Source organism: Fusibacter ferrireducens, assembly GCF_015352425.1.
Classification (GTDB): Bacteria; Bacillota; Clostridia; order Peptostreptococcales; family Acidaminobacteraceae; genus Fusibacter_A; species Fusibacter_A ferrireducens.
In genome coordinates this window covers 1-21,257 of sequence record NZ_JADKNH010000013.1, presented here as the reverse complement: position 1 = coordinate 21,257, position 21,257 = coordinate 1, and the positions used below count along the sequence as shown (strand labels likewise).

The window sequence follows — 21,257 nt, the reverse complement described above, 5'->3', positions numbered from 1 at the left end:
ACACATGTCATTATATCTTTTTAATTTATGGACTTCAATGCATCTTATAGGATGTTTATATATTATTTTGTGGAGAAATAGTGTCTCTCTTATAAACCTGCCATCCAATCAGCGTCCACACAATTGTAAAGACAACTAATGATAAAACTTGGGGGCGTACTGTCTCAAAGGCTCGGCCCTTGATTAATACTTCTTGTAAAGGTTTGGCAAACTGAATCAGAGGCCAAAATAATTGGACCACGATTTTGAGCATATTTGGCATTTCTTCAAGTGGCCAAACACATCCACTGGTTACAAGCGTTGGCACAGAGAGCATAAATGATATCTGCGCAAATTTGACACGATCTCTCGTAAGGCCCGAGAGCACTGAGGCAGGGCCGGTGAGTGAAAACATGAAAATTAAGGTCATGAGTGAAGCTGTCCAGAGGTTCCCGATGATTGGAATATGAAACAAATTTTTAAGTAAAACCATGCTTATTATAAGCGCAGGTGTCATACCAACAATACATGCACTCGTTGTGGCAATCAGATTGATCAGGACATTGCCCTTTAAAAGAGTTTCACGTTCTCTATTGAAAATGCCGCCCATAGCAGACATCATCAGTTGTTGTATAAAGACTGCGAAGAAACAAATCATCAGGTAGTTCATATAAGTCATTTTGGGATCAAATAGGATGCGCTCGCTTACGTTGTATACCAAAGCCGTATTTTTAGCCATTGCATTGCTCATGCCTTTGGCAGCAATAAGTTTCATCTCAACACCTGCTGAAATGGTTTGTATGATCGCAGTGGCTTGAGCATATGCATTGCCAGCAACCACATTATTGGAACCGTCAATGATGGCAATGATTTCTGCAGATTGAAAGGCCGTGACGCTTCTTTCAAAGTCTTTTGGAATCCAGATGCCCATGGCAATAGTGCCGTCATCCATCAACTTTTGCATCTCAGCACGTGAATTTGGATAATAAGCGATTTCAAACCGATCACTTACGCTAAAAGTGTTTGCAACATATTGACTCAAATTGGAAGCATCTTCATCGAGAATGGCAATGGGCATATCGTTTACATAGTCATTAGAATAAACGCCACCAAAGAGCAAAGTTAAGAAAATAGGTCCAATAAAAAGTATAATGAGCAGACCTTTATATTTAAATATGCATTGAAATGCCGCTTTGAAGCTCTGGATAAATGCCATCACTGGCCTCCTTTCCTTGATCTTTGTCAATTTCGACGTCGGCAATGAATAAGACACTTTCAGTAATTATGATAACGATGCAGGAAAAAAGTGCTAAATAGATCAAATCACCTTTTAGGGTTGCCAAGGAAATACCTTTAAGATAAATATCTCTGAGATTAATAATGTAGTGCATAAAGGGAACGTATTTTGCAAAGCATTGATACCCTATTGGCATAGCATAAAGAGGCCAAGTTGTTCCCGCCATAATGGAGTTTGGAATAAAGATGACGCCGCCACCAATTAAGGAGATCATACGGTTGCTAATGATTGCAGATATAAGCACACAAAAGCTTGAAACTGCAAAAGTATATGCTAACGTGAGAATAAGTGCATCTGCTATGTTACCTATGAAAGCAACATGAAAAACCTTGGCTTGAATGATTATACAAAAAATCATGGAAAGTGTACCTGCAAGCGCATAAAATAGAGTTTTCCCCAAGGCATACCCTCTTCTTTGTCGACGGTTCTTTTGATAAATTTTGTGATCAATAGAGACCGTGGCTGTTAAGACGATTGACGCTTGAACCACACCGGCCATTAATGGTGGGGTGAGAAAGTCCTTGAAACTCTTGTTTGGATTATAGAACATTCTGTTTGAAAAATGAAATGCTTGAGTGATGTTAAACGCCTCATCATAGGAAAGATTTAATCTGGACTGAAGATGATTAATCGTAGCACCAGCTTTATAAGTTAGAAGAATTTCCATCGATTTGGACTTTGAAACACTTGTCATGGACATATGCGAGCCATCGTAGGCCATGAGGACAGTGGGCGATTTAAGTTGTTGAACATCATTATAAAAATTATGTGGGATGACCATCGACACGCGCACCTTACTGTCTCGCATTAACGCTTCAAGTTCACGATCATTTTCAGGATAATAAATGACATCAAAGGCATCATTATCTGAAAACGCATTTATCAATTTGCGGCTGAAATCGGTGTGGTCATAGTCAACGACTGCCATTGGAATATGATCAATGACTTCAGAAGAAAAGGCAATTCCAAGAATAAAGGTACTGAGTATTGGTATGATGAACAATACAATGAACAATATTTTTTCCTTTTCAAATCTATTCAATTCTTCTAAAAAGCTTTTTTGTACCATTATTCCACATCCAATGTCTCAGAATCTGCTGTTGCTTCAGAATTTGCCGGTGTCACGGAGTCTACTGATGTCTCAGAATTTGCCGGTGCCTCAGAGTCTACTGATGTCTCAGAGCTTGCTGGTGCCTCAGAATCTGTTGTTACCTCTGTAATGACTGGCGTCTCGAAATCTACGGTTGCAGTCATTCCTGGTCTTAAAAGGGCGTCATTGTTATCCAGTTCTATCTTTACAGCATATGAGACAAGATCTAAATTGCCATTTTCGTTGGTCGCTTTTTTGACTGCAAAATCAGGTTGTTTATTGATGGTGACAACAGTGCCTTGTAACAATTGATCTGGATAAGCAGGTAGGTTGACTGAGACGGTTTGGCCTTCACTTAAGCCATTGAGTTTGCTTTCGTCAAGATCAACACTGACCCAGCAAGTCTCAAGATTGCTCACAGTGCCAATAGAAGTTCCCGTTGAAACCAGTTCGCCAACATCTGAATTCAATGTGGTTACAGTACCGTCTATAGGTGCTTTTATAATAGATTCGGACAAATAAACTTCTATCTCTGCAAGACCTGCCTTGGCTTGTTCAAGTTTGCCTTCAGATGCGATGAGACCGGCATTCGCTTGATTGACTTGTGCCATTGCAATGTTAACAGCTTCAGAAGCTTGACTCAAGACGGCATTACTTGCGGCAATACCTGCTTGCGCCATGGAGAGTTGTGCGGCTACAGCCATTTTATCTTCCGATCTCGCGCCTTCTTGTGCCATCAGTAAAGTTTGCTCATAGATATCTCTTTGGGTTTTAATCTCATCTAATTTCTGTTGTGAGATGGCACCGCCATCAAATAAGATCAATGCGCGTTGATAGGTAGTATCCATTAATAAGAAAGCACTTTCCGCCTGAGCAACCTCTTGTGTTCTGGCGCCATTTGTAGCTTTATCATTGGTGGCACTCGCCATATCCTTTTGACTTGTACTCGCTTTGACACCAGCTTGTGCTTGAGCGACGCGGTCTTTGGCGAGTTCATAATTTGCATTTGCCATTTCCACAGAAGCTTTTGATGCCTCCACGCCGGCTTCAGCTTGATTGATCTGAGCGAGAAGCTGTGCTTTTTTGGCTTCGAGTTCATCACTTGTAATTTCAACAAGGGGATCCCCTGATTTAACGGATTGACCTTCTGTCACATATAATTTAGCAATTCGACCTGGAATTTTAGAGTTTATACTGATATCCTGTGCAGAAATTGTACCATACAGTAACTTAGGAGATTCTTCTTTATTTGCAATGGCAAGTGAGTTGAAAAGAACAGCCAAGAAGGTAATGCCTACAACGGATGTGACTGCAATGGCTTTTATGTGCTTTTTGATCCAATCTTTTATTAGAGTTTTCTTTTTGAATAATGTTATCGTTTTCATACTTTCACCTTTCCCAATAATAATTTGATATATGAATTTGATATAGGATCAAATTTAGTCTTCAAGTACATTAAGTAGAGCGGCATCATTATAGTATTTGATTTTAGCCATAATGTAGTTGTAACGAATTTTAGCGACATTTTCTTCAATTTCAGATAGTTTTTCTTCTGCAGCAATGAGTTCTATAATAGTACCAGAGCTTGCTTCTAAATTTAAACTTTGCAAAAGCGCATTGTCTGCACCAAAACCTTGTTCATATTTCAATTTTGAAATTTCAACCACTTCTTTAGCCTCTGCTACGAGTTCATCTGTGTAAAGCATAGCCTCTTGCATGGACATTAAATTTTCGTAGGATTGACGTATTTCAGAAGCAACAGTGTTTTTTGTAATATCAAGGTTCAGCTCAGCTTCCTCCATTTGAAAGTGTGCTTCTGTTTCGGCATTGGTATCTTTGATGCTGGCAGGCCTCTTCTCTAAAAGTGCATAATTAAGTTTCATAATTTGTAATTGTCCTAAGCATTTTTGAATTTCTATTCGATTTGTCGTTCCAGAAATAAGGGCTTCTTCAAGGCTAATTGGATTAGATAAAGATACGGTAGGTTCTACAAGAGTAAGAGCACAGTCCAAATTGAGATTCATATCTTTTTTCAAGGTTGTTAGGCAATTTGTATAATCTGCTTCAGCAACTCTGGTGGCAATGCGTGTGCTGTCATAATACATTTTACTAAGTAATAAGTCTTGTTTACTTTTCATGCCATTTTGATATGAAAGTTCTATGAGGTCATACTGCGTTTTACCGCGTTCTTCAGCAGTTTTCTTAAGATCCAGTGTTTTAGAAGCTAGGAGTGCATCATGATAATCTTTTTGAATGAGCATAGCAATTTGGTTCTTATAAATGCGTTTGGCATAGCGTGTGACATCTAAATTTACACCAGCCATGGTAAGCATTAGATCGCTTGCTTCATCTGCTGTAAATTGAACATTACTTGAGTTTTGAAGTTTCATGCCCAGACTGTCCGATACATTCGATAAAACGGACTTAAACTCTTTTTCTTTTAAATCTAATGTTGTTGATGCAGATACTAAGGCAGTTGTGTTAGCATCGATTTGAGCTTGTTTAGTATCAAGTGAGGATTGAATTTTAGTGATGATACCCGCTGCAAGAGCATCTGCCATTGCAGGTGCTAATGCGGGTGATGGTAGTGTGCCGAGTGATGTTCTGATATGACTTCCTGGGGTGAGTACAATAGGATTTCCCTGCGCATCTACTAGTGGTGTGCCGTTACCATCTACAAGTGGGAGCGTTACAGGTGTGACGCCAGCATCAAGAGCAGCTTGTGCCTGATTCAACTCTGACTGTGCCTGAGCCAACTTGACGTTATTTTCATGAATAATTTCTTTCGCATCATCAATTGTATTCTGTGCTTCCTTAATCTCAGTTCGATTGTCGCTGGTCATGATTAAGGTAATCGTTGCAAGCGATATTTTTTTGTCTAATGTTTCAAGTACTTTACTATGTTCTAAACCATATGAGACCGCTTCAGTACTTGTAACAGTTAGTTCAGCTATTTTTTCTTCTGCTTTTTCAGGGATATCGTATCCTTTATGTGAGCGTATTTCTTCATCTGCGGTCATTGTAGGCAACTCATAGGGGGCTTCAACATCGGATTCTGCAAAGATGGGAATACCAGAAAAAATCAATACTACGATAAAACCACAAAGTGTTATTTTGCGAAATACTTCAAATTTCATTTTAAGTCTCCTTCATATTAAAACTCATAATGAGGTTTTAGTTAAAAATTCTCTATTATTATGCTAAAGAATTATGACTTCAATATGGTATGAATATGAACAAATGTGAACTCTAAATGAGATTCATTGGACATAAAAAAACATTATTACAAATCTAGTAATCTAGAAGTGCAATAATGCTTTGAACGACTCTATTTGACTTGTGGCGAGTATCTTTATTTTAGATGAAGTGTAAAAGAAAATTCAGTGCCTTCATTGAGGATACTGTTGACCGAAATAGATTCCCCCATAATGAACAAAATTTCTTTTGCAATGGAGAGGCCGAGCCCCGTACCCTTTTTGGTTCTTGATTTGTCACTTTTATAAAATCTTTGAAACACAAAAGGCAAGTCCTCTTTTGAAATGCCAATGCCATTATCAATGACTTTAACAATAACATGATCTTCTTTTAATTCTGTTTTTAAAGCAATTTCACCGTTCTCTGGGGTAAATTTAAAGGCATTGTCCAGTAAAATAACTAGAATCTGTTCGATTCGATCATAATTAGAGTAAACAAGTGGTAATTCTTGAGGTGTATATTTAAATTGAATGGATTCATCAAATAATTTATAGCGCTCATAGACCATTTCAAAAACCAAATTGAGATCAACAAAATTTTTACGGATGACGGATTCGTGAGATTGTAGCCTAGAGAGCTCCATAATGTCATCAACCAGTCGAGATAGTCTTAAGCTCTCTTGATAAATAATCTGATAATATCTCTGAATATCTGATTCATCTTTGACAACACAGTCCATGAGAGGTTCTATAAGGCCTCTTATTGCCGTCAACGGAGAACGGAGTTCGTGCGAAACATTGGCCACATAATCTTTCCTAAGATTTTCGAGTTTCTCCATCTCTGTGATATCTTTAAATAAGATCACAGCACCAACACTGTGATTTTTTTCATCTTCTATGGGGACCATAATGATCTCCAATATGCGTTCGCCTAAAAGGGCTGTTTTTATAATTTGTCGATTCTCAGTGATGCTGAGCTCAAGTTCGCTGAGCTCAATTTGGAAATAGCCGATATCTCGGATATCCATGCCTAAAAGCCGTGTTTCATCGATAGAAAATTTTTCAAGGAGCACGCTGTTAAAATGTGTGATTTTTAAATTTTCATCTACAGAAATCATACCTTCAACCAGTGTATTTAGAACTTGGTTCAATCGATTTTTTTCAATATACAATTGAGATAGGCTTTTATAAAGATTTGCAGACAGAATATTCATAGTTTTTCCTAAAAATCCAAATTCACCTTCAACGCTTTCATCCGCCTTTATTGAAAAGTCACCATCTAAAATTGAGAGTGCCACTTGGGTAATATTTCGAATTGGTCTGACGATACGCTGTAAAATAAAGTATGAAAAGACAACGACAAGCGGCAGTACGATTAATGTTGACATAATCAGCGAAGAAAAATATTGATTTCTTATGAGTTCAATATCTACCATCTCCGATATGACAACCACAGCACCTGATGGGACGTCTTCTATGAGTATTGGAACGCCCACAATTTCAATAGGTTTATTTGCAAACATATGTACTTTGTAAGCAACTTTTTCTCCTGAAAATATTTTTGTCAATGCAAGGGTCAATTTGCTATTGAAATCTTTGTTTTCAATTGAGTTAAAATTGGAGTCATCAGAGCTATAGGTAAGGTTTCGATCTGAATCAAAAACAAAATAGCGTGTTGATGAGCTTTCAGAAGATTTTGAAATGATTTTGATAAGCGTTTCTTTGGACATTTTACCAAGTTGAAACTGTTTTACATTTTCAGCAATTAAAGATAAATCAGGTACAAATTTATTATCCCTTACATCCCCTATGAAGTCCTCTGAAAGAAAGACCCCTAGTACACCTATGATGATGGAAGAAAGGACAATGACAGATGTCATTAACAAAATAATTCTTCTCACAATAAAACTTTTCATAAATTGAAGACCTCCAATTTATATCCCACACCATATATGGTTTGAAGATCTATACCGCTTCCTTCTTGAGGCAGCTTTGCGCGAATTCTCTTTATGTGTGTATCAACGGTGCGTGTGTCACCATAATATTCATATCCCCAAACACGGTTTAGAATCTGATCTCTTGAAAAAACTTGTCCCCTATTGGATGCAAGTAAGAATAGGATTTCAACTTCTTTTGGAGTAGAAATGATGATTTGACCGTCGAAAGTAACTTGGTATTTTTTTAGGCTGATTTCAAGACGATTAAAAGTCAGTGTTAAAGATTTGCCTTCAACAACATTTTCACTGGTTCGTCTCCTAATGGCTTTGATTCTTGCCACGACTTCACGTGGACTAAAAGGTTTAACGATGTAGTCATCTGCTCCGAGCTCAAGTCCTATGATGCGATCAATTTCCTCACCTTTTGCTGTGAGCATAATAATGGGGATATCATTTGTCTTACGAACTTCGCGGCAAACATCAAGACCGTTTAAATTGGGCATCATAATATCTAAAACCATAAGACAGGGCTCGAATTCATTTAACATTTTTAGCCCCTGGACACCGTCATAAGCAGAAATACATTCAAAATTTTCACTTTCAAGATATATTTTAAGAGATTCATGAACCACAGGATCATCATCACAAACTAAAACTTTATATTTTTGCATAAGAACTCCTTTTGGGTAGGATTATAAAATTTAGAGTACAATCACTTAAATAGTATCTAAATGCAGTGCGATTATCAATAGATTTTGAGTAGAAATGATGATCTCTAATAAAACTTTAATTTACCTAAGTCTTATTAGATGATAAAATATAGATGTGTGTATGGGTACCTTTTTTTACGAGTTGGAGATTATATGAGCCAAGTAAAATCAATTACAACGCGATCGGGGATTCTCTTTATAGGGAAGATTATCGATGCGTTTTTTATGTTTATGTTTAATTTTTTAGCGGCAAAGTACATTGGTGCAGAAGGCTATGGGACCTATGTCTATATAAGTACATTGGTGATGTTTTTGTCGATTGCCATCAAGATGGGGATGGATCATGGATTAACGGCTCTTATTCCCGGGATGAAAGATATAAACCAAGAAAAAGAGTTGGTTTCATTTTCGGTCTATTTTTTATTGGGGATTAGTGTTGTACTTGGATTGATTTTTTTTGTGAGTTCTGAATTTGTATCGAGGACACTTCTCAATAACGTACACTTGGAATCAGCATTGAGATTGTTTCTCCCTTTAATTTTTCCAATTGCTTTTGTTCAGATGAGTGAAGGCATATTTAGGACGATTGGCGGGATAAAACATTTTTTTTTCAGCAAGAATATACTGATGCCAATAAGCCTAGTTGCTTTTTTTCTCGTTAGAGTGATTATGTTTGATGAAAATACACTTGAAACACTTATCTATTCGAATTATTTTGCTTGGTCTTTAAATGTAGCTTATTTGTTGGGTATTTTAATTCATAGAAAAATTTTGGTCTTTTTAAAATATGAAAATAAGGTTTTATATAAAAGATTGTTGGTCATTTCAATTCCATTAATACTCGTAGGTCTTATTGAATTTTTAATGGGACGGATTGATGCGTACGTTATTGGATATCAATTGACGGAATCAGATGTGGGTGTTTATAGCATCGTCGATAAATTGGCGTATATTGGAAATTTTATGTTTATAGCAGGTGGGTCCATGATGGCACCTGTGCTTGCGCGATATTATTCTGAGAAAGATTTTAAAAATTTGAAACAAACCTATTTTGATGTGAATAGGTGGATTCTAATGATCAATACAGCTGTATTTGGAGGGTTAATACTCCTTGGTCATGAAGTGCTCGCACTGTTTGGGCCTGAATTTATTATAGGTGATCGTGTTCTGTATGCCTTGGCCTTCGCTCAGTTGATCAATGCCTTTTTTGGACCTTTGACTTTCCTCAATGCCATGGTGGGACTTGAAAAAATTGAATGGCGAATTGGTTTTTCTATGCTCCTTGTAAATGGTATTTTAGATATTTTAGTGGTGAAGACATACGGCATTATTGGCATTGCGTATGTGAGTGTCCTTATTTATCTCATTGGAAACTTGATTAGGATGCAGTGGTTTAAACGTGCCTTTGGGGTAAGTTTAATTGCTCTTAATGGACTTAAAGTTATTGCAGTGGGTATTCTGGCGTATTTGCCCATGAAGTGGTTACTTGAGCACAATCCTTTTACAGGTTTTTTAAGTACTTTTATTCTATTTGGCATGGGATTCATGGTGTTATATCTTATTTTGGTGTGGATTATTGTGTTAAGTCGTGAAGACAAAGTAACGATTTGCAAAGCAATCACAAAGAAACAAATTCAATAATATGTTGAGGAGTACAATATGCTAGAGTTTTTAAAAACGGTATTGACCAATGAATTTAAGGTTATATTCACGGCAGCGTTGCCTGTTATTGAGATCAAAGGGGCAATACCCTTAGGACTTTCACTGGGCATGAATCCATGGCATACTTTACTCATAAGTTTATTGGGGAGCATCATGCCGGTTCCCTTTATTTTGTTCGGCATTAGACCTGTATTTAATTGGCTCAAACATGCTGCTTTTTTTCGAAAAATAACCGATCGCATTGAAAGTAAGACATTGAATAAAAGTCACCGGATTCAAAAATATGGTGTATGGGGATTGTTTCTGTTCGTGGCAATTCCGCTCCCAGGCACAGGGGTTTGGACGGGTTCTCTAGCTGCAGTTCTGTTAGATATTAGATTTAAATGGGCGTTTCCAGCCATATTGATTGGCAATTTAGTTGCCGGGATTATTATCTTTTCATTGAGTAATGGTGTAATTAGTCTTTTTAGATTTTAATAAGATTGGAATATAGAAAATACTGTAACTCCCCAAAAAAGTGAAAATATGATAAACTGAATTTGATAATATTTTTTAAGGAGCTATTATGTCGTCAAAGTCTAAGAAGCTGGAGCTTCATAAGAAAACTAAAAATTTCAATATATTCGTATTACTGTTGACTATTTTCTCCGTGGCGATTATTCCGTTGCTTGTCAGAATCACTCCGATAGAATACCCAATGAATCAATTTTCTTGGTATATTGATCAGACTCAGTTTTTCGATGTTTTTTCAATGGTAAAGGCAAATGCAATTGTATTTTCTGGGATAGTGGCATTCATGTTGCTATTTTATTATCACAAGTTTATTGGTAAGGAACAGAAATTTTTTAATTTACAGAATTCACTTGCTTCAGTATATGGACTTATTATTATCTTATCGACTTTGTTTTCCATATCCACCTATGTCTCTATGCATGGTTTTTTGGAGCGTTATGAAAGTGTTTTTGTATTACTGTCTTATTTGATGATTTTTATGCTCTCTGCATCCCTAAAATGGGACGATAATATGTTGAAAAAATTAATGAATGCCTTTTTTATTTCCAACGTGGTATTGTCTGTGATTGGAATTTTTCAGTATTTTGGTATTGATCTCGTTTTTAATGATGCGATGAAACCGTTTATAGCATCACAGGCCCTAAAGGGAACAACTTTTGATTTGTCCAAATCATTTGATTATACAGCCATATTTCAAACCCTTTATCACAGCAATTACGTGGGTTTGTATACAACACTGAGTTTTCCCATTTTTATGACATTGTTTTTATATGAACGCAAGAAAGTGTGGAAAGGGCTCTACTTGGTACTCTCTATTATGATCCTATTCAATTCAATTGGTTCGATATCACGTGGTGGGATTATAGGAATTGCCTTGGGTATACCGCTCTTTATCATATTAAATCATAAGATTATTTTTAAAAACAAGGTGACGATCATAGTTATTTTGCTTATTGTAAGCGTGACCACCGTTGGATTTGAGTTTTTTACACATGGGTTTATGACGTCACGATTTAAGCAAATTTTTTCTAATACAAAGCAGGCCTATGCACTTAAAGGGATTGTCGTTAAAGACGATCACATTAGCATTGATTATAAGGACGTACGTTTCGATATTGAGATCACAACTCATGTGGGAGATGTTTGGAGGCTTAAGTATACTTTAAATGGCGAGACGATTGATTCCTCAGGCATTAATGAGAACGGTCATGCTTATTTTGATGGTGATCTCAAAAATATTGAAGTATTCTTATATAAAAACCAAAATGCTTTAGAATTAGCAGTTGAGATTGACAAAACGCCATGGACATTTGCTTATGATCAAGGCAAACTTGAATACAAGAATATTTATGGTAAATTTACGTCACTTGAAACACCAGAGACGCTTGGATTTAGTGGCATGGAAAAATTGGGGTCAGGTAGAGGTTATATTTGGTCTCGTACATTACCTAAGATCATGAAAAGACCTATTTTGGGGTATGGTCCCGAAACATTCCCACTTGCATTTCCTCAAAATGATTATGTTGGCAAATATATAGCCTATGGTACCACAAATATGCTTGTGGATAAGCCACATAATCTGTATCTCCAGATTGCAGTTTCCACAGGATTACTGTCCTTGATTGTGTTTATCATAATGGTAGGTGCAAATTTTAAAAATGTATTCGGAATCTTTAGACATTGTAAAAATCAATTGGATTTTGAAAACGATTTTACGCGGATAGTATTATATGGTTTCACCGTGTCGATTTTTTCATACCTAGTAGCTTCATCTTTCTGTGATTCGAATGTACATGTTTCAGTTGTTTTTTGGGTTATTTTGGGAATATCATTTTCTTTAAAAAATCAAGTGAGTGCTGGAAGAGAATAGTAAGTAGAGGAATAGTAAATATAAAGTGTAGTAAATAGGGATATAAGCAGAAAAAAATATAAGCAGATAAGACTGTTGATTAAGTCTGTTTTTAGATCATTTTAGAGGTCGTCTCAAATACCATTTTGGGAGGGCCCTTTTTATCTTTTCAGGCAAGAAAATCTTGTTTTAAATAGGGTTTAGCTTTCCTAAATCATAGGGAGCATGCTATAATATCTTGAATCTATAAGGCGTATAAATTTTTGAGGGCACATACACTTATGGAATGAAAAATAAAATAATAAAATACTGAGGATAATACATGAGTGAAGTCAATAAACGCATAAACTTAACGGAAGGGTCTATAATCCATAATTTATTAAAGATGTCCATTCCAATTATGGGTACGAGTTTTATGCAAATGGCATATAATATGATTGATATGATCTGGATTGGCATCTTGGGTTCAAAAGCTGTAGCAGCGGTTGGGATAGCAGGTTTTTATGTCTGGTTCTCTTTTGCCTTTGTTTTGCTTTCAAAAACGGGAACAGAGATTAAAGTGGCGCAGGCAACGGGTGCTGGAAAGGATGGAGATGCAGAGCGTTATGCCAGATCGGGTTTTCAAGTGATTTTTATGATTGGCATTGTATATACATTGGTGCTCATTTGGTTTAATAATGGTCTCATTGGTTTCTTTAATACAAAAGATTTTGAAGTGGAAACAATGAGTAAGCTGTATTTGGTCATCATAGCATTTGGCATGGTTTTTTCTTTTTCCAATCAGGTCTTCACGGGAATTTTCAATGGACGTGGAGACAGTAAATCACCATTTAAGATAAATGCAACTGGGCTGATGGTCAACATCATTCTGGACCCCATTCTCATTCTAGGATTTGGCCCCATACCAGCTTTTGGCGTGGCAGGTGCTGCGGTGGCCACTGTTTTTGCTCAATGTGTGGTGTTCCTGCAATTCATCTGTTCTATCAAATTTAAGCATCGCCTATTTCAACAGTTCACATTTATTAAAAAGCCAGATTTTAAAAGCATTGAAAGCATCGTAATGATGGGTGTGCCGCCGGGACTTCAAAGTGGACTATTTACTTTTATATCTATGTTCATTGCGAGGATGATCGCGGTTTATGGTGCCACGCCGATAGCGGTTCAAAAAGTTGGCTCCCAGATTGAAGCAATTACGTGGATGACGGCGGGTGGTTTGGCTGTTGCCTTAGGCGCATTTGTTGGACAAAATTATGGCGCTGGACAGTTTAGGCGCGTTTTGGAAGGTTATCGAAAGGCAATGGGTGTTGCGATTTGTTTGGGAATTCTCAATAGTATACTGCTTTTTTTCGGTGCAAAATGGCTTTTTATGATTTTCATAAGGGAGCCTGTTGCTATTTCTCAAGGCATTGATTATTTGAGAATACTAGCAGTATCTCAGCTCTTTATGTGCGTTGAAATTACAGCATCTGGTGCGTTTAATGGTATTGGAAACACGAAACCAGCGGCAATTACAAGCATCATCTTTAACCTGATGCGAATCCCTTTTGCCTACTATTTAAGTACTCAAACACCATTAGGACTTAATGGGATTTGGTGGGCGATTAGTATTAGCAGTATCTTTAAGGGAATCATCATTTTTACTTGGTTTAGAATGATGATTAGAAAATCTCCAGAATTTGCAAATGCAATATAAAAAGCATCTCAATAAAAAGGACTCTTGTTGTGATTATTCATGGCAAGATTTTTTTATTGCAAGTTTTTTGCCTTAGTGCATATGGCATAGAATAAAACTTGAAGTCATTTAGTGCTCAATTCGTGTATTCAAGAGCAATCAAAAGAGTATAAGAGGAATCGGGTTGAAAAAATTTCTCAAAGTAAAAAGATCTTAAAAAACGAAATGTAAAAAAATGTTAAAAAATTGTTGATTTATTGTAACAACTTGTGATATACTTAAAAAAACATAATTGTTATTAATCGACAATGGTGATAATGAGATTATGTAAAGGTTATAAAAAAGATGAGATCAAAAGGAGGCGTAAAGATGGCAAGAGCATATATGGAAGAAAAATTTAAGATACTGATCATGGAAAATATATGTTATAAAGGAGAAGAACGGATTGAGGATGAAGGGACAAATCTGTTTATGGGCATAAAGCCAGATATCTGTAGACATATTCATAAAAAATAGAATCTTATAGGGATGCTTATGCGAAATTATTTTTAAGTGTGTCTAAAATTAAAGATCAAAGGTAGATGTAAAAGATTTTTATAATCTAAATTGCGATGAAAAAAGCGTAAGACCTTCAGAATATTATTTTAAATAGCCAAAATAAAACACTAAGTTGTGGGGATAAACATTGGAAAATATTTTAGGGAAAATGATTGTAAAAAATTGTTAAACAATTATTGATTTATTGTAACATTTTGAGATATACTTTAAAAAGCACACTGATTACTAAATGACAATGGTAATAATACAACCATATGGCGAATGTGATAAAAAATGTGATTAAAAAGGGAGTAGAGATGGCAAGGGCGTATATGGAAGAAAAATTTAAAATATTGATCATGGAAAATATATGTTACAAAAGAGAGAAATGGATCGAAAATGAAGGTAAAACGCCATTTGTAGACATAAATTCAGACATACATAAACACATTCACAAGGAATAGTATCTTATAGAGATGTTTGTATGACATCTCTTTTTTTGGCGTGTCCAAAAAGAGCATTCAAGAGAAGATAAAAAGACGATTAGAATCTAAAATGTGATGAAAATGGAGTGGAAAATGAAAAAAAAGATAAGAGAAATAGGCAAGATAAGAATGACAAAAATGACAATGAAAGCTGATTTGCAAATGTCTGAAGCGCCAAAAAAACGTGTTTTTTATAGAGAGCACTTGATTTTACCAGTGCTCAGCATTGTATTATTCATATCAAGTGTTATAGTTGTGGCGCCACAAAGTTATGCAGATGCACTACCAACAGATATAGCAGGTCACTGGTCAGAACCCTTTGTGACATCACTCGTGAACCAAGGCGTAATATCGGGATATCCTGATGGCACATTCAAACCCGACAAAACCATCAGCAATGTTGAGTTTTTATCCCTAACTCTTAAAGCCATGAATGAAAATGTACAAGGCGCATGCATGGGCGAAACTTGGGATATGCCGATCATGAAAAGAGCATTTGAACTTGGTCTTGTGAAAACGGGTGAGCCAATGACAGAGTCCATGAATGAGATCACAAGAGAACAAGCCGCAACGATCCTTTATAGAGCATTACAAATCAAAGAGGGCATTCAGTATGACCAGTGCTATACGTCAACTCTCAATCAAGTCATTTTCGACCATGACCAAATTGAAAGCGCATACAGAGACGGTGTATACAGTATGCTTCAAAAGGGCATATTTACTGGTAATGCGAACTACTTTGATGCTAAAAATATTATGACTCGAGGCGCATCATGCGTGGTGATTGAGAGAGTTCTTGATAAGAGTAAAAGGGCTAATCATTCTGATGTATTAAACGGTGTCCGTGTTAGAAAAAATTTTGTTGAACCTATTGAAAGTCAAGTTGCTGTTCAAATACCATTTTCAAATGGCAAACCAGTTATTGATACTGAAAATGTAATAAATGAATTGAAAAAACATGAAAATAATGTTTTTACAGGTTTCTTAGATGATTTTTATTATTATGAAGATTTTATTAACAAGACATGGTACGCCCCAGGATATGATAATTATGAAGCCAAAAAAGAATACACGGACTCAATGATCAATATTGGTATTGAAGGCATGAAAGTTTTTTATAATTTTGATTATAGAGATGATTTGAAGGTTTACAAAAAATCACTCGAATGGGTTTCTGCTCCAAACAATGCGTGTAAGGATTCTATTGAAAATTTAATCAGTTCTATTCAAAGCAATACTTTAGTTATGGAGAGTCAATTTGTTACAGATAAATCCCTTTTTTATAATAGTTCTGAAGGAAAAAAAAGATTAAGAGGACGCTTGTATTTTATTTATAAGTCCCCTAGCCAAAAGGCAGAGATGTTTCAAACACATTTTGAAGATATTATTGTGAATCTTAAAGTTGACCAGTGGTATTATATTGATCTTGAAGCATTGGTAGGTGACTTTGGCATAAGTAATGGTGTTGAATGGGAGCACAGTAATCCCAACTATGCTACTAATTATTATTTAACAGACTTTATTCCTGTTAATTCTTCTAATTAAGGAGTAGATATAAAATGAAAAGGAAATTGAGTATTTTTTTAATATCAGTGGTTCTCATAAATTTGATAATTCCACTTGATTTTTTGGAAGATAAAGATGTTAATCCATATAATAAAGATACCAACGCATTTGACTTTGTAACAGATACACCCTTATCTAGTCAAGGCGTAGCTTTTAGAACTGTTGGCTTTAAAGCCTATTTCACACAAAATGGGAAGAACTATGAGGCTTATTTTTTATCCAGTAATCATGCCTCAGAAGAATACCCTAAAAATAATACAACATGGGTAACAAACTATTTTCATGTCCCCATGTGCCCCGACAATACCATCCAAAATGAAGGTATCCCCTCCATCTACGAAGCTTTTGAGAAAACTTATAAAACCTCAGCAGATCGGGTAAATATTGCTGAATTTTTCGCAAAAAAAAATGTTCTTAAGCTAGATGCTGTTTTTGCAAAAGTAGTGAATACTGTGCCACAAGGCTCAATCTCCATTGGCGCAAATGGTGAATTGATCCCCCAAGGTACAATATGGAAAACAAAGTCTGAATTTTTAAGTTCAGATGTAAATTGGAGCTTAGACACTCGTGAAGCTGTGGAAGAGTATTACGGGATACCGTTAGGTTTTCCAGCACAACCTGTAGGCATCCCCGAACCAATAATTAACGGGACTGTGGATGGTATAAGGGCTATTAGATCAGAGCATATCTTCAATGAAGGCCAAAATATCGCTCTTGATGCAATTGACAGTACCTTTCCCAATAAGAGTCTCCCTCTTATTTACAAATGGAAATACAGAAAAGTTGGCACATCCACGTGGACAACGGTGATTAAGTCAAGTTCGGGAACGCCATTTAAAAACAGTCTTGAAGTCGGGACATATGAAGTGGAATTGTCAACTGCGGCAGTCTGTTTTAGAGCGTGGTGGAATACTTCTGTTGAAGTGCCATCTAAAGCACCTGCAACTACTCGAATCACCATTGTAAAGACCTTAGAACCTTTAACAGAGGCCACTCTAACGTCACCACCAGAAATCAAGCTCGAGGACAATCAAAAGTTAGTGAGTGTTCCAGTCACATTAAATAACAAAATATCTAACCTAGAGCAAAGTGATATTCTATCTGTGGAACTTCAAATCTCCACCTATGAAAAAGATCAAAAGAGATCCCAATTTTTTTACCCAAGCCTTAATCAAACCATGACACATAATTTTTCAATTCCCTACATAGATGACTCAAAAACGCAGTTGTTTGAAGGCAAGGCCATTGTCACTTTAAAAGGTGGCGGGATCATTGAATCCCCCCTAGCAATCAGCTTTACCTATCTTTACAAAACTAATAACAATCTGCCCCCAGTGGCGATTATAAGAGCACCAAGCGAAACCATGACGGGCAATGTCTATATCTCTGGTGAAAATTCATATGACCTCGATGGTCATATCGTCTCATATGACTTTAGTATACCTAAGATTGGATTCTATCAAGAGGATACTCGATCTTTTTGTATGCCTAATCTAAAGTGGACAGGCCTTTATCAAGTGATACTAGGGGTTACAGATGATGATGGCGCAAGAAGTGAAACCGGTGCATTTATAAAAGTGATTCCAACGCCCCCTAATGTAGAAATCTCCAGTAAGGATTTTTATAAAGAAAATCGGAAAATCACCCTTAAAGCCACGAACTTGACAGAGTTCGTGAGTCCAGTGCGGGAAAACTATCACTGGACGATTGTGCCAATGGATGTGACCAATCCTCAAAGCAATGTCAAGATGGTATCATCTTATGGCAGTCAAATAGACGTTTTAATGAAAGTAAAAGGCAAGTACCTTGTCACCTGTACAGGGACAAACAGTTATGGTGTATCCGACACAGAGACGAAGATCATCAACGTGCAAGCAGATGAAGCCCCAGTCATGCTTTTGAGCAGTGAAGAACCTCATCATAGAGATGGAACCCGAATGGCCAAGATCATGGTCTACGACCACTCCGACTCAATGGACGGCGACTTTATAAAGCGCAGAGTGTGGTCTTATCGTTTTGACTCTGATAATGATGGTCTCTTTACAGATGAATCCAGCGTCGCTTTAAAGACAACAGAGGATTATACAGATAACCAAGTCGAATTCAATGTGGGTTCAGTGGGCAAATACGAGATTTCACTAGCTGTTACAGAAACTTTTGGACAAGAGACGATCCCGCAGTTCATCACACAAGCGGATTACAGAACAGGTGCAATAAAGCAAGTGATCACAGTGGACAATTACAAGCCCTCAGTGAGCTTCATGGGGGTTAAGGAAAAGAAGATCGACCTCAAAATCATAACGGATTATGAGGGGACAGAACTGCTCAATCTTGAAGGTAAGCTCAACGCCCTTGTAAATGAAGGGTATGATCAATTTCTAAATATTCAATATGAAGTGATCTCAGACAAGAAATATGTTGGGAGATATCTTTTGGATGGCTATGAGGGATTTTGGCTTGTTCCCGATGAGGATACTCCAAAATATGCAGTGGCATGGTGGCCAGAGGGGCTTATAGAATACAGTGATAATAGCTACACTGTGTCTTATACAACGAGAGGGGCATGGCCTTCTGATCAAACTTATGTGACAGAAAGTACGTTCCCAGCCAGAATAAGAAAAGCAGCTTACTATGGTGATGCTGCCTTATATTTACTTGAAAATGGGGATCTATACTTTCTGGGAACAAATAGTTATGGGAATGGTGGAAATCATTCAATAAACTGTTATGCAACCTCTCCAGAACTTGTGGCAACCGATGTTGCAGACATACAATTCTCACGGGCCGATTTGGGGAGCTACAAATTTGATGATTATTGGAGTGATTGGCCAACTGAATGTGTATTTATATTAAAAGAGAATGGTGATCTCTATGTAACAGGCAGAAATATGAGCTATTATACAGCAGGGCAATATCTAAGTTCCAATAATAATTATTTAACGGTTCCTGTGGAGGATTCTCTTGTTCAAGATGGATATGGTGGTAATCTCATGGCTGGAGGCTATAAGGATATCACCAAAGTGAAAGGTATCTCCAATATAGATTATATGTATGTCAATGAACGCACCGTTGTCGTGCGCACCAAATCTGGAGAATGGTATGGTTATGGCGCCAAATTAAGCGGTTTTGGTTATCCAACGATGTTAGATGCGGATGTTTGGAAAATTCAAAAACCTCGTAATGATTATGATTTTGATGCAATTAATTATAACTGGACCCCTTTATTTGTAAGACTCAACAACTTAATTGAGCTCGATCGTGACATCGGTGGCATTGAGAAAGTTGACTTTGGCAAAGCGTATGGTAAGAACGGTAAAGTCTATCATTTTAATCTGCAACAGTTCACCATATTTGGTATGTACTCTCTCACAGATGAAAACAAGCATTTAGATCATTCTACAAACGGGGTGTGGCACGGTGCCTATTTTCCCCTTCAAGAAACATCACCCTCCGTTTTCACATACAGTGATAGCGGTACAACATGGGATAAAGACAATGATAAAAAGGTAAACTATTTTAACCTTTGGAAGTATGAACCGAATTTTGTACCGGTTTACACCTCAGATCCAGAAGAGATGGCCAAAGCCATAGCCTTTGGCGTTCCCAAAACAGCAAAGTGGGGTGAGAGTAATTTGGAATACCCATTTCCTCGTGGTGCAGTTAGAGAGGGTGAAATATATACAGCAACAGCGCTGAATGGCCCCATTGTAGATTTTAATGAAATTCAAGCCTATAAGGCTAAATACAGAGGCACTTGGTATGACTATAATATAAATAGCGATGAAGATGACACTTACTACTATCACTTTTTTAGTGGTGATTTGATCGCAGTGGCCCCAATACCGACGAGACGCGAGTATGTTGCGGGTTGGAAAACCTACGGTGTAGATGCATCCAAAATCAAAAATACAACTTACAGAGCAGGTTCTCACAAATACATGCTCTACTTTGGCGAGAACGATTCCTTTAAAAAAGTATCCAAAGACCTTGAAGCGATCATAAAAACTCATAACATAAATGTGAAGGTATCTGCCAAGCCAGAATATATAGACGATGCGAGTATTAATAAAAGCACTGAAACAAACCTCAGAGGGATACTGAATGCACTCCCAACAGGCAAGCAGTATCCAGCACATTCAGAAGAGACAATATTCAATGCAATCTTAGATGAAAACAAGATTCAAATAGCCCCTGATGGCGGCACATATGTGATCTTGGGAGAAGACACAATCTCTTATGAGAAATTTTACAGAGACTATGAAAATGACCCGAAACTCTCAGAAAACTCCAAAGTAATTCATGAAAAAGATTACTATAAAAACTCAATGGGGTTATCGGCATACCATAATCAAACGCTCTCTGTCCCACTGACCACCTTTGATAAGGTGGGCAAATATGAAATTGAATATAGAGCCACAGATAAGCCCAGTACCAATTACAGATTTGCACAGTATAATCGGACCTCAGACCCTGCAACACTAAAGGTATACGTTCATAGACGACCTATAGCAGACTTTGATATTGAATATAATTATCGAACTTCAAGCATTGGCATAAATATGAAGAACCAGTCTTACGATCCAGACCATCAAGGGGAATGGGGGAACGGCATTGTCAAATCCACATGGACTTATCGTAAAAAGGATGACATCAATTGGACTTCTGGGACGCCTTCTACACTTAATTACAAAGATGCCATTGAGATTGCACTCACTGTCACGGACCTAGAAGGAGCCACTTCAAGCAAGGTGAAAAGCTACACCATG

The 21,257-nt window shown here is 37.0% G+C and carries 13 protein-coding genes and 1 pseudogene; 8 read left to right on the top strand and 6 right to left on the bottom strand.

Annotated elements, in window-relative coordinates; genetic code table 11:
• Nucleotides 1-55: 55 nt before the first annotated feature.
• From ISU02_RS18620 to ISU02_RS18595, 6 genes are all read right to left on the bottom strand, one after another.
• Nucleotides 56-1,195 carry an ABC transporter permease gene (locus tag ISU02_RS18620; RefSeq protein WP_194703358.1) on the bottom strand — a complete coding sequence of 380 codons (1,140 nt, stop codon included), beginning with the start codon at nt 1,193-1,195 and terminating at the stop codon, nt 56-58.
• A complete protein-coding gene (locus ISU02_RS18615) occupies nt 1,149-2,345 on the bottom strand; it encodes an ABC transporter permease (RefSeq protein WP_194703357.1) in 1,197 nt (398 codons plus the stop codon). Before ISU02_RS18615 ends, ISU02_RS18620 begins: the two co-directional genes overlap by 47 nt.
• Nucleotides 2,345-3,751, bottom strand: coding sequence for an HlyD family secretion protein (locus ISU02_RS18610; RefSeq protein WP_194703356.1), 1,407 nt, complete (start codon nt 3,749-3,751; stop codon nt 2,345-2,347). The genes ISU02_RS18615 and ISU02_RS18610 overlap by 1 nt, the downstream gene beginning before the upstream one ends.
• A 54-nt stretch (nt 3,752-3,805) precedes the next feature.
• On the bottom strand, nt 3,806-5,503 hold the full coding sequence (locus tag ISU02_RS18605) for a TolC family protein (RefSeq protein WP_194703355.1): 1,698 nt from the start codon (nt 5,501-5,503) through the stop codon (nt 3,806-3,808).
• Between the two features lie 215 nt (nt 5,504-5,718).
• A complete protein-coding gene (locus ISU02_RS18600; protein ID WP_194703354.1) occupies nt 5,719-7,476 on the bottom strand; it encodes a sensor histidine kinase in 1,758 nt (585 codons plus the stop codon).
• Nucleotides 7,473-8,168 (bottom strand): response regulator transcription factor, encoded by a 696-nt coding sequence (locus ISU02_RS18595; RefSeq protein WP_194703353.1) that lies wholly within the window; start codon nt 8,166-8,168, stop codon nt 7,473-7,475. The genes ISU02_RS18600 and ISU02_RS18595 overlap by 4 nt, the downstream gene beginning before the upstream one ends.
• A 192-nt stretch (nt 8,169-8,360) precedes the next feature.
• Between ISU02_RS18595 and ISU02_RS18590 the strand changes: the two genes are divergently transcribed.
• From ISU02_RS18590 to ISU02_RS18555, 8 genes and pseudogenes are all read left to right on the top strand, one after another.
• A complete protein-coding gene (locus tag ISU02_RS18590) occupies nt 8,361-9,848 on the top strand; it encodes an oligosaccharide flippase family protein (protein WP_194703352.1) in 1,488 nt (495 codons plus the stop codon).
• 18 nt (nt 9,849-9,866) lie between these two features.
• Complete coding sequence (locus ISU02_RS18585; RefSeq protein ID WP_194703351.1) at nt 9,867-10,346, top strand: COG2426 family protein; 480 nt, start codon at nt 9,867-9,869, stop codon at nt 10,344-10,346.
• Nucleotides 10,347-10,434: 88 nt separating this feature from the next.
• Nucleotides 10,435-12,252, top strand: coding sequence for an O-antigen ligase family protein (locus ISU02_RS18580; RefSeq protein ID WP_194703350.1), 1,818 nt, complete (start codon nt 10,435-10,437; stop codon nt 12,250-12,252).
• 301 nt (nt 12,253-12,553) lie between these two features.
• Nucleotides 12,554-13,924, top strand: coding sequence for an MATE family efflux transporter (locus ISU02_RS18575; protein ID WP_194703349.1), 1,371 nt, complete (start codon nt 12,554-12,556; stop codon nt 13,922-13,924).
• A 348-nt stretch (nt 13,925-14,272) separates the two neighbouring features.
• Entirely contained in the window at nt 14,273-14,419 is a 147-nt protein-coding gene (locus ISU02_RS18570) for a hypothetical protein (protein WP_194702166.1), read from the top strand.
• A 338-nt stretch (nt 14,420-14,757) separates the two neighbouring features.
• Nucleotides 14,758-14,904, top strand: coding sequence for a hypothetical protein (locus ISU02_RS18565; RefSeq protein ID WP_194703348.1), 147 nt, complete (start codon nt 14,758-14,760; stop codon nt 14,902-14,904).
• A 114-nt stretch (nt 14,905-15,018) separates the two neighbouring features.
• Nucleotides 15,019-16,470, top strand: coding sequence for an S-layer homology domain-containing protein (locus tag ISU02_RS18560; RefSeq protein ID WP_194703347.1), 1,452 nt, complete (start codon nt 15,019-15,021; stop codon nt 16,468-16,470).
• A 14-nt stretch (nt 16,471-16,484) separates the two neighbouring features.
• A pseudogene (locus ISU02_RS18555) lies at nt 16,485-21,257 on the top strand (hypothetical protein); the annotation flags it as partial.